This window comes from Micromonospora sp. NPDC002296, from assembly GCF_040296145.1.
In the GTDB taxonomy this organism is placed as follows: Bacteria; Actinomycetota; Actinomycetes; order Mycobacteriales; family Micromonosporaceae; genus Micromonospora.
Window position 1 is genome coordinate 1 of sequence record NZ_JBEOWQ010000092.1, and the last position, 8665, is coordinate 8665.

The window sequence follows — 8665 nt, forward strand, 5'->3', positions numbered from 1 at the left end:
GCACCGGGCGGTGCTGCTCGGCGTCGGCGCGACCGGCCCCGCCGGCCTGCCCCGGTACGGCCTCGGCGAACTGGCCGCGGCGGTGGCCGACGGCCGGCTCGACCCGGACCTGGTGCTGCTGCCCGCGTACCGGGACGACGCGCCCGCCCCGGTCCCGGCCGCCACCCGGGCCCTGCTGGCCGACGTGCTGGCCACCGTGCAGGGCTGGCTCGCCGACGACCGCCTCGCCGACCGGCGGCTGGTCGTGCTGACCCGCGGCGCCGTCCCCGCCGGCGAACCCGGCCGGGTGACCGACCTCGCCGGCTCGGCGGTGTGGGGCCTGCTCCGCTCGGCGCAGGCCGAACACCCCGACCGCTTCGTCCTCGTCGACGTCGACGTCGACCTCCCGGTCGAGGCGCTGGCCCGCGCCGTGGCCACCGGCGAACCCCAGCTCGCCGCACGGGGCGACCGGGTGCTGGTGCCCCGGCTCGCGCCCGCCGAGCTCGACCCGGCGCTGGGCGCCGAACTCCACCCCGACGGGACGGTCCTGGTCACCGGCGCGACCGGCGCCCTCGGCGGCCTGCTGGCCCGCCACCTCGTCGCCACCCACAAGGCGCGCCACCTGCTGCTGGTCGGCCGGCGGGGCGCCGCCGCGCCCGGCGCGGCGGAGCTGCTCGCCGACCTGGCCGGGATGGGCGCGCAGGCCCGGCTGGTGGCCGGCGACGTGGCCGACCGGGACACCCTCGCCGCGCTGCTCGCCGCCGTGCCCGCCGAGCACCCGCTCACCGGCGTGGTGCACGCCGCCGGGGTGCTCGACGACGCGGTGGTGTCCGCGCTGACCGCCGACCGGATGGCGACCGTGCTGTCCGCGAAGGCCGACGCCGCCTGGCACCTGCACGAGCTGACCCGGCACCTGGACCTGCCGCTGTTCGTGCTGTTCTCCTCGGTCGCCGGCACCCTCGGCGGCCCGGGGCAGGGCAACTACGCCGCCGCGAACGCGTTCCTCGACGGCCTCGCCCACCACCGCCGGGCCGCAGGTCTCGCCGCGACCTCCCTGGCCTGGGGGCTCTGGGCCGAGGCCAGCGGGATGACCGGGAACCTCGACGCCGCCCAGCGACAGCGGCTCAGCCGCAACGGCCTCAACCCCCTCGGCACCGGCCAGGCGCTCGCCCTGTTCGACGCCGGCCTGCGCGGCGGCCGACCCCACCTGGTGCCCGCGCTGCTCGACGTCGCCGCCCTGCGTCGCCAGTCCGACACCGGCAACCTGCCCGCGCCGCTGCGGGGGCTGGTCCGCGCCCCCCGCCGGGCGGCCGGCGCGATCGGCTCCGGCGGCACCGGGCCGTCCTTCACCGAGCGGCTCGCCGGCACGCCCGACGCCGACCGCGGGCGGCTCGTCGAGGACCTGGTCAAGGGGCAGGTCATCGAGGTGCTCGGCTACCCGTCGTCGACCGTTATCCCGTCCGGGCAGACGTTCACCGGCCTCGGCTTCGACTCGCTCACCGCCGTCGAGCTGCGCAACCGGCTCACCGCCGCCACCGGCGTCCGGCTGCCCGCCAGCCTGATCTTCGACTGCCCCACCCCGGCGGCCCTGGCGGACTTCCTGCTCGCCGACGTCGCGCCGGCCGGCCCGGCGTCGACGCTGCTGGCCGAACTGGACCGGCTGGAGGCCGCGTTCGCCGCCACCGGACCAGACGACCTGGAACGGCTCGCCGCCGACGAGGAGACCCGCGCCGCCGTCGCGACCCGCCTCAAGGCCCTGGCCACCCGCTGGAGCGACGTCACCGGGGGACCCGGCGACGTCACCCAGGCCATCGACGACGCCTCGGACGACGAACTGTTCGACCTCATCGACCAGAAGTTCGGGCGCTCCTGACCACGAATCCGCCGCTTGCCCATTAGCGACAGGTGATCTACCGATGGCGAACGAAGCCAAGCTCCGCGAGTACCTCAAGCGCGTCACCGCTGACCTGCACGAGACCAGCGAGCGCCTGAGGGCCGCCGACGAGCAGAACCACGAGCCCATCGCGATCGTGGGGATGGCCTGTCGCTACCCGGGCGGGGTGCACAGCCCCGAGGCGCTGTGGCGGCTGGTCGAGGCCGGCGGGGACGCGGTGACGCCGTTTCCCGCCGACCGGGGCTGGGACGTGGAGAACCTCTACGACCCCGACCCGGAGGCGCACGGCAAGTCGTACACCCGCGAGGGCGGTTTCCTGCTCGACGCGGGCGAGTTCGACGCCGGCTTCTTCGGCATCTCGCCCCGCGAGGCCCTGGCGATGGACCCGCAGCAGCGGCTGCTGCTGGAGGTCGCCTGGGAGGCCGTCGAGCGGGCCGGCATCGCCGCCGAGTCCCTGAAGGGCAGCCGGACCGGCGTCTTCACCGGCGTCATGTACCACGACTACGTCTCCCGCCTCAACGGCGTGCCCGACGAGGTCGAGGCGTTCGTCGGCACCGGCAACCACGGCAGCGTCGTGTCCGGCCGGATCGCCTACACCTTCGGCTTCGAGGGCCCGGCCGTCACCGTCGACACCGCCTGCTCGTCCTCATTGGTCGCCCTGCACCTCGCCGCGCAGGCGCTGCGCTCCGGCGAGTGCACCCTCGCCCTGGCCGGCGGCGTCACCGTGATGTCCAGCCCGGACACGTTCGTCGGCTTCAGCCGACAGCGGGGCCTGTCCCCGGACGGCCGGTGCAAGTCCTTCGCCGCCACCGCCGACGGCACCGGCTGGAGCGAGGGCGCCGGCCTGCTCCTGCTCGAACGGCTCTCCGAGGCCCGGCGCAACGGCCACCCCGTGCTCGCCGTGGTCCGTGGCACCGCCGTCAACCAGGACGGGGCCAGCAACGGACTCACCGCCCCGCACGGCCCCTCCCAGCAGCGGGTGATCCGCCAGGCCCTCGCGAACGCCCGGCTCACCCCCGCCGACGTGGACGCCGTCGAGGCGCACGGCACCGGCACCCGGCTCGGCGACCCGATCGAGGCGCAGGCGGTCATCGCCACGTACGGCCGCGAGCGGCCCGCCGACCGGCCCCTGTGGCTCGGCTCGATCAAGTCCAACCTCGGGCACACCCAGGCAGCCGCCGGGGTCGCGGGCGTGATCAAGATGGTCATGGCGATGCGGCACGGCGTCCTGCCCCGCAGCCTGCACCTCGACGAGCCGTCCCCGCACGTCGACTGGACGGCCGGCGCGGTCAGCCTGCTCCGCGAGGCCCAACCCTGGCCGAACGCAGCCCGCCCGGCGCGGGCCGGCGTCTCCTCCTTCGGGGTGAGCGGCACCAACGCCCACGTCATCGTCGAGGCCGCCCCCGTGGCGGAGCCCTCGGCCGGCCCCGTCACCGGCCCCGACCCGTTGCCCTGGGTCCTGTCCGCCCGCAGCGCCGCCGCGCTGACCGCCCAGGCGCGGCGGCTGCGGTCCTGGCTCGCCGAGCACCCCGACGTCCCGCCGGCCACGCTGGGCCGGGCCCTCGCCTCCGGCCGGTCCGCCCTCGAACACCGGGCCGTGCTCCTCGGCGCCGACCCCGACGACCTCCTAGCCGGGCTGTCCGCGCTGGCCGACACCGTCCCCGCCGCCACCGTGCGGCGCGGCGTCGCCGGCCCCACCCGCCTCGCCGTGCTCTGCACCGGCCAGGGCGCCCAGCGCGTCGGCATGGGCCGCCGGCTGCACGCCGCGTTCCCCGCCTACGCCGCCGCCTTCGACGCCGCCCGCACCGAACTGGACCGGCACCTCGACCGGCCCCTCGACGCCGTCCTCGACGGCCCCGCCGAACTGCTCGACCGCACCGGCTATGCGCAGGCGGCCCTCTTCGCCGTCGAGGTGGCCGCCTACCGGCTCGTCGAGTCCTGGGGCGTCGTCCCGGACTTCCTCACCGGCCACTCCGTCGGCGAGGTCACCGCCGCGCACCTGGCCGGCGTGCTGTCCCTGCCCGACGCCGCCCGGCTGGTCGCCGCCCGGGGCGCCCTCATGCAGGCGCTGCCCTCCGGCGGCGCCATGGTGTCCGTCCGGGCCGGCGAGGCGGAGGTGCGCGCCCACCTGGTTGCCGCGCCCGACGCGGCCGGGGCGGAACTGGCCGCCGTGAACGGCCCCGATTCCGTCGTCGTCTCCGGCGCCGAGGACGCGGTGCTCGCCGTCGCCGGGCACTTCGCCGCCCTGGGCCGGTCCACCCGGCGGCTGCGGGTCAGCCACGCGTTCCACTCCGCCCGGATGGACCCGATGCGCGACGCGTTCGCCGCCGTGCTCGGGCAGCTCACCTTCGCCGCGCCCCGGATCCCGGTGGTCTCCACCGTCACCGGCACGGTGCTCACCCCGGAGGAGATCTGCTCCCCGGCGTACTGGCTGCGCAACGTGCGCGACACCGTCCGGTTCGACGCCGCCGTGGCCACCCTGCGCGAGCACGGCGTCGGCGCGTTCGTGGAGGTCGGCCCCGGGGGCGTGCTGTCCGCGCTGGCCCAGGAGATCACCGGCGACGACCAGGCCGCGTACGCGCCGGTGCTGCGCGCCGACCAGGACGAGGCCGCCACCGCCCTCGCCGCCGCCGCGACTCTGTGGACCCGTGGCGTGCCGGTGCGGTGGACCGCCCTGTTCGCCGGCCCGGCCGCGCCGGTGGACCTGCCCACGTACGCGTTCCAGCGCGACCGCTACTGGCTGCTGCCGCTGCCGCAGCCCGCCGACGTGACCGCCGCCGGGCTGACCCCCACCGGTCACCCGCTGCTCGGCGCGGTGTTCCGCTCGGCCGACGGCGACGAGGTCACCCTCACCGGCCGGCTGTCCGTCGAGACGAACCCCTGGCTGGCCGAGCACGCGGTGCGCGGCACCGTGCTGTTCCCCGGCACCGGCCTCGTCGAGCTGGCGCTGCGCGCCGGCGCTGAGGTCGGCGCCGACGTGCTCACCGAGCTGACCCTCCAGGCCCCGCTCACCCTTCCCGACACCGGCGGCGTCGACGTGCAGGTCGCCGTCGAACGCTCCGGCGACTCCGGCGACGCGTGGCAGGTCACCGTGCACGGCCGCCGGTCCGGCACCGACGACCTGTGGGTCCGGCACGCCACCGGCCTGCTCGCCCCGGCCGACGGCCCGGGGGCCGCCGACGGACTGCGCACCCCGGTCGACGGTGCGCGGACCGGCCAGGGACCGGCCGACTGGCCGCCGGCCGGCGCGACACCCCTGGACGTGGCCGAGCCGGCCGTGCGGGCCGCCGAGGCCGGCTTCGCCTACGGCCCGGCGTTCCAGGGGCTGCGCGCCGCCTGGCAGGCCGGCGCCGACGTGTACGCCGAGGTGGCGCTCCCCGAGCCGGCCGCCGACGAGGCCGACGCGTACGGCCTGCACCCCGCCCTGCTCGACGCCGCCGTGCAGGCCGTCGGGCTGGGAATCGTCGAGGCCGGCGAGGCCCGACTGCCGTTCTCCTGGTCCGACGTCACGGTGTACGCCCACGGCGCGGACACCCTGCGGGTCCGGCTCACCCCGACCGCCCCGGACACCGTCACCATGCTGGTCGCGGACGCCGCCGGCGCACCCGTCGCGCGGGTCGGCTCGCTGGCCCTGCGGCCCCTGCCGGCCGGCGACCTGACCCCCGCCGGGTCGCCGTGGCGCAACTCCCTGTTCCGCCTCGACTGGCCCCGGCACCCGCAGACCGGCGGTACCGCCGACGGCCTCGCCTGGGCGGTGCTCGGCGACCGCCCCGCGCCGCTGCCGGCCGGCACCGCCGCCACCCGCCACCCCGACCTGGGCGCGCTCCTCGACGCCGGGGTGCCGGACGTCGTCCTACTCCCGGTGGCCGGCCCCGCCGACGCCGACGCGGCCGGGACGCACGAACTGCTCGCCGACACCCTCGCCGTCCTTCAGGGCTGGCTGGCCGGGGACCGGCACACCGACGGCTCCCGGCTGGTGGTCCTGACCAGCGGGGCCGTCGCCGTGGACCACGACGGGGACATCACCGACCCGGCCGCCGCCGCCGTGTGGGGCCTGGTGCGCTCCGCGCAGGCCGAACACCCCGGCCGGTTCCTGCTCGTCGACGTCGACGTCGACGAGCGGTCCGCGTCCGCCCTCGCCGGCCTGCTCTCCGGCGACGAGCCGCAGGCGGCGGTGCGTGCCGGGGAGGTCCGGGTGCCCCGCCTCGTGGCCGCCGACCCGGAACCGGCGGTGCCCGCACCGGCGCTCGACCCGGCCGGCACCGTCCTCGTCACCGGCGGCACCGGCGCGCTGGGCGCGCTGCTCGCCCGCCACCTGGTCACCCGGTACGGGGTCCGGCACCTGCTGCTCACCGGCCGGCGCGGCGCCGACGCCACCGGCGTCGCGGACCTGCTCGCCGACCTGGCCGAGCTGGGCGCGACGGCCCGGGTCGAGGCGTGCGACGCGGCTGACCGACCCGCCCTCGCCGCGCTCCTGGACGGGATCGACCCCGCCCACCCGCTGACCGGGGTGGTGCACACCGCCGGGGTGCTGGCCGACCGCACCCTCACCTCGCTCACCCCCGACACCCTGGCGCAGGTGCTGCGGCCGAAGGTGGACGCCGTCCGGCACCTGCACGAGCTGACCGTCGGTCGCGACCTCGCCCTGTTCGTCACGTACTCCTCGGCCGCCGGGGTGACCGGCAGCCCCGGGCAGGCCAACTACGCCGCCGCCAACGCCTTCCTCGACGCCCTCGCCCACCGCCGGCGGGCCGCCGGCCTGCCCGCAATCTCCCTGGCCTGGGGGCCGTGGGCCGAGTCGGGTGGCGGCATGACCGCCGCCCTCGGCCGCGCCGAGACCGACCGGCTCGCCCGCTCCGGCGCCCGCCCCATCGCCCCGGCCGACGGCCTCGCCCTCTTCGACGCCGCCCTGCGCACCGGCCTGCCGGTCGCGGTCCCCGTGGCGTTGAACGGCCCGGCGCTGCGCTCCCAGGCCGAGGCCGGCACCCTGCCCGTGGTGCTCCGCGGCCTGGTCCGCGCGCCCCGGCGGCGGGCCGCCCGGTCCGGCTCCGCCGAGCCCGGCACCCTGGCCGGGCGGCTGGCCGGGCTGGACCGCGCCGAGCGCGCCGCCGCCCTGCTGCGGCTCGTCCTGGACCAGGTCGCGGCGGTCCTCGGGTACGCCGACGCCGCCGCCGTCGAGGCCGGCCGCCCGTTCACCGAACTGGGGTTCGACTCGCTGACCGCCGTCGAGCTGCGCAACCGGCTCGGCGCGGAGACCGGACTGCGGCTCCCCGCGACCCTCGTGTTCGACCACCCCACCCCGCTCCGGCTCGCCGACCACCTGGACGCCGAGACCGGGGGCGGCACCGACCCGCTGCCGGTGCTGCGCGCCGCCGCCGCGCCCGACGACCCGATCGCGATCATCGGCCTGAGCTGCCGGTTCCCCGGCGGCGTGCGCTCACCGGAACAGCTGTGGGACCTGCTCACCGCCGGCGGGGACGGCATCACCGACTTCCCGACCGACCGTGGCTGGGACCTCGGCGAGCTCTACGACCCGTCCGGCGCCCGCCGGGGCAGCAGCTACGCCCGGGAGGGCGGGTTCCTGGTCGACGCCGGTGACTTCGACGCCGACCTGTTCAAGATCTCCCCGCACGAGGCGCTCGCCATGGACCCGCAGCAGCGGCTGCTGCTGGAGACGTCCTGGGAGGCGATCGAGGACGCCAGGATCGACCCGCTCGCCCTGCGCGGTCGCCCGGTCGGGGTGTTCGCCGGCATGATGTACCACCACCACGCCTCCAGCCTGGTCGACGTCCCCGAGGCCCTCGACGGCCACCTCGGCGTCGGTACGGCCAGCAGCGTGCTGTCGGGTCGGGTGTCGTACTCGTTCGGGTTCGAGGGCCCGGCGGTGACGGTGGACACCGCGTGCTCGTCGTCGCTGGTCGCGCTGCACCTGGCGGTGCAGGCGCTGCGGTCCGGCGAGTGCGACCTGGCCCTGGCCGGCGGCGTGACCGTGATGGCCACCCCCGACACCTTCATCGACTTCTCCCGCCAGCGCGGCATGGCCCCCGACGGGCGGTGCAAGTCCTTCGCCGAGGCGGCCGATGGGACGGGCTGGTCCGAGGGCGTCGGTGTGCTGCTCGTGCAGCGGTTGTCGGATGCGCGGCGGGATGGTCGTCGGGTGCTGGCGGTGGTGCGGGGTTCGGCGGTGAATCAGGACGGTGCGTCGAACGGTCTCACCGCGCCGAATGGTCCGTCGCAGCAGCGGGTGATCCGGCAGGCCCTGGCGTCGGCGGGGTTGTCGCCGGGGGATGTGGATGTGGTGGAGGCGCACGGTACGGGTACGACGTTGGGTGATCCGATCGAGGCGCAGGCTCTGTTGGCGACGTACGGGCAGGGTCGGGATGTGCCGTTGTTGTTGGGGTCGGTGAAGTCGAACATCGGTCACACCCAGGCGGCGGCGGGCGTTGCGGGGATCATCAAGATGGTCCTCGCCATGCGGCACGGGGTGGTGCCGGCGACCCTGCACGTCGACGAGCCGTCGTCGCACGTGGACTGGGAGTCGGGCGCGGTGGAGCTGACGACGGAACCGCGCGGGTGGCCGGGCGCGGACCGGCCGCGCCGTGCGGCCGTGTCGTCGTTCGGCATCTCCGGCACCAACGCGCACGTCGTCCTGGAGCAGGGCGACGACGAGCCGGCTCCCGCGACCGCCGGGGACGCGCCAGTCGGTGTGCCGGTGCCGTGGGTGGTGTCGGGTCGCTCCGGGCGGGCCCTGCTGGGCCAGGCGGCGCGACTGGCGTCGTTCGCGCGCGGCCG

The 8665-nt window shown here is 77.1% G+C and carries 2 protein-coding genes; both read left to right on the forward strand.

Going from position 1 to position 8665, the window contains the following annotated elements; genetic code table 11:
- Positions 1-1852, forward strand: a 1852-nt coding sequence (locus ABT023_RS28560) for a type I polyketide synthase (protein WP_350889728.1), incomplete at its 5' end; no start/stop codon positions are given.
- Between the two features lie 43 nt (positions 1853-1895).
- The coding region (locus ABT023_RS28565; RefSeq protein WP_350889730.1) for a type I polyketide synthase at positions 1896-8665 on the forward strand (6770 nt) is incomplete at its 3' end.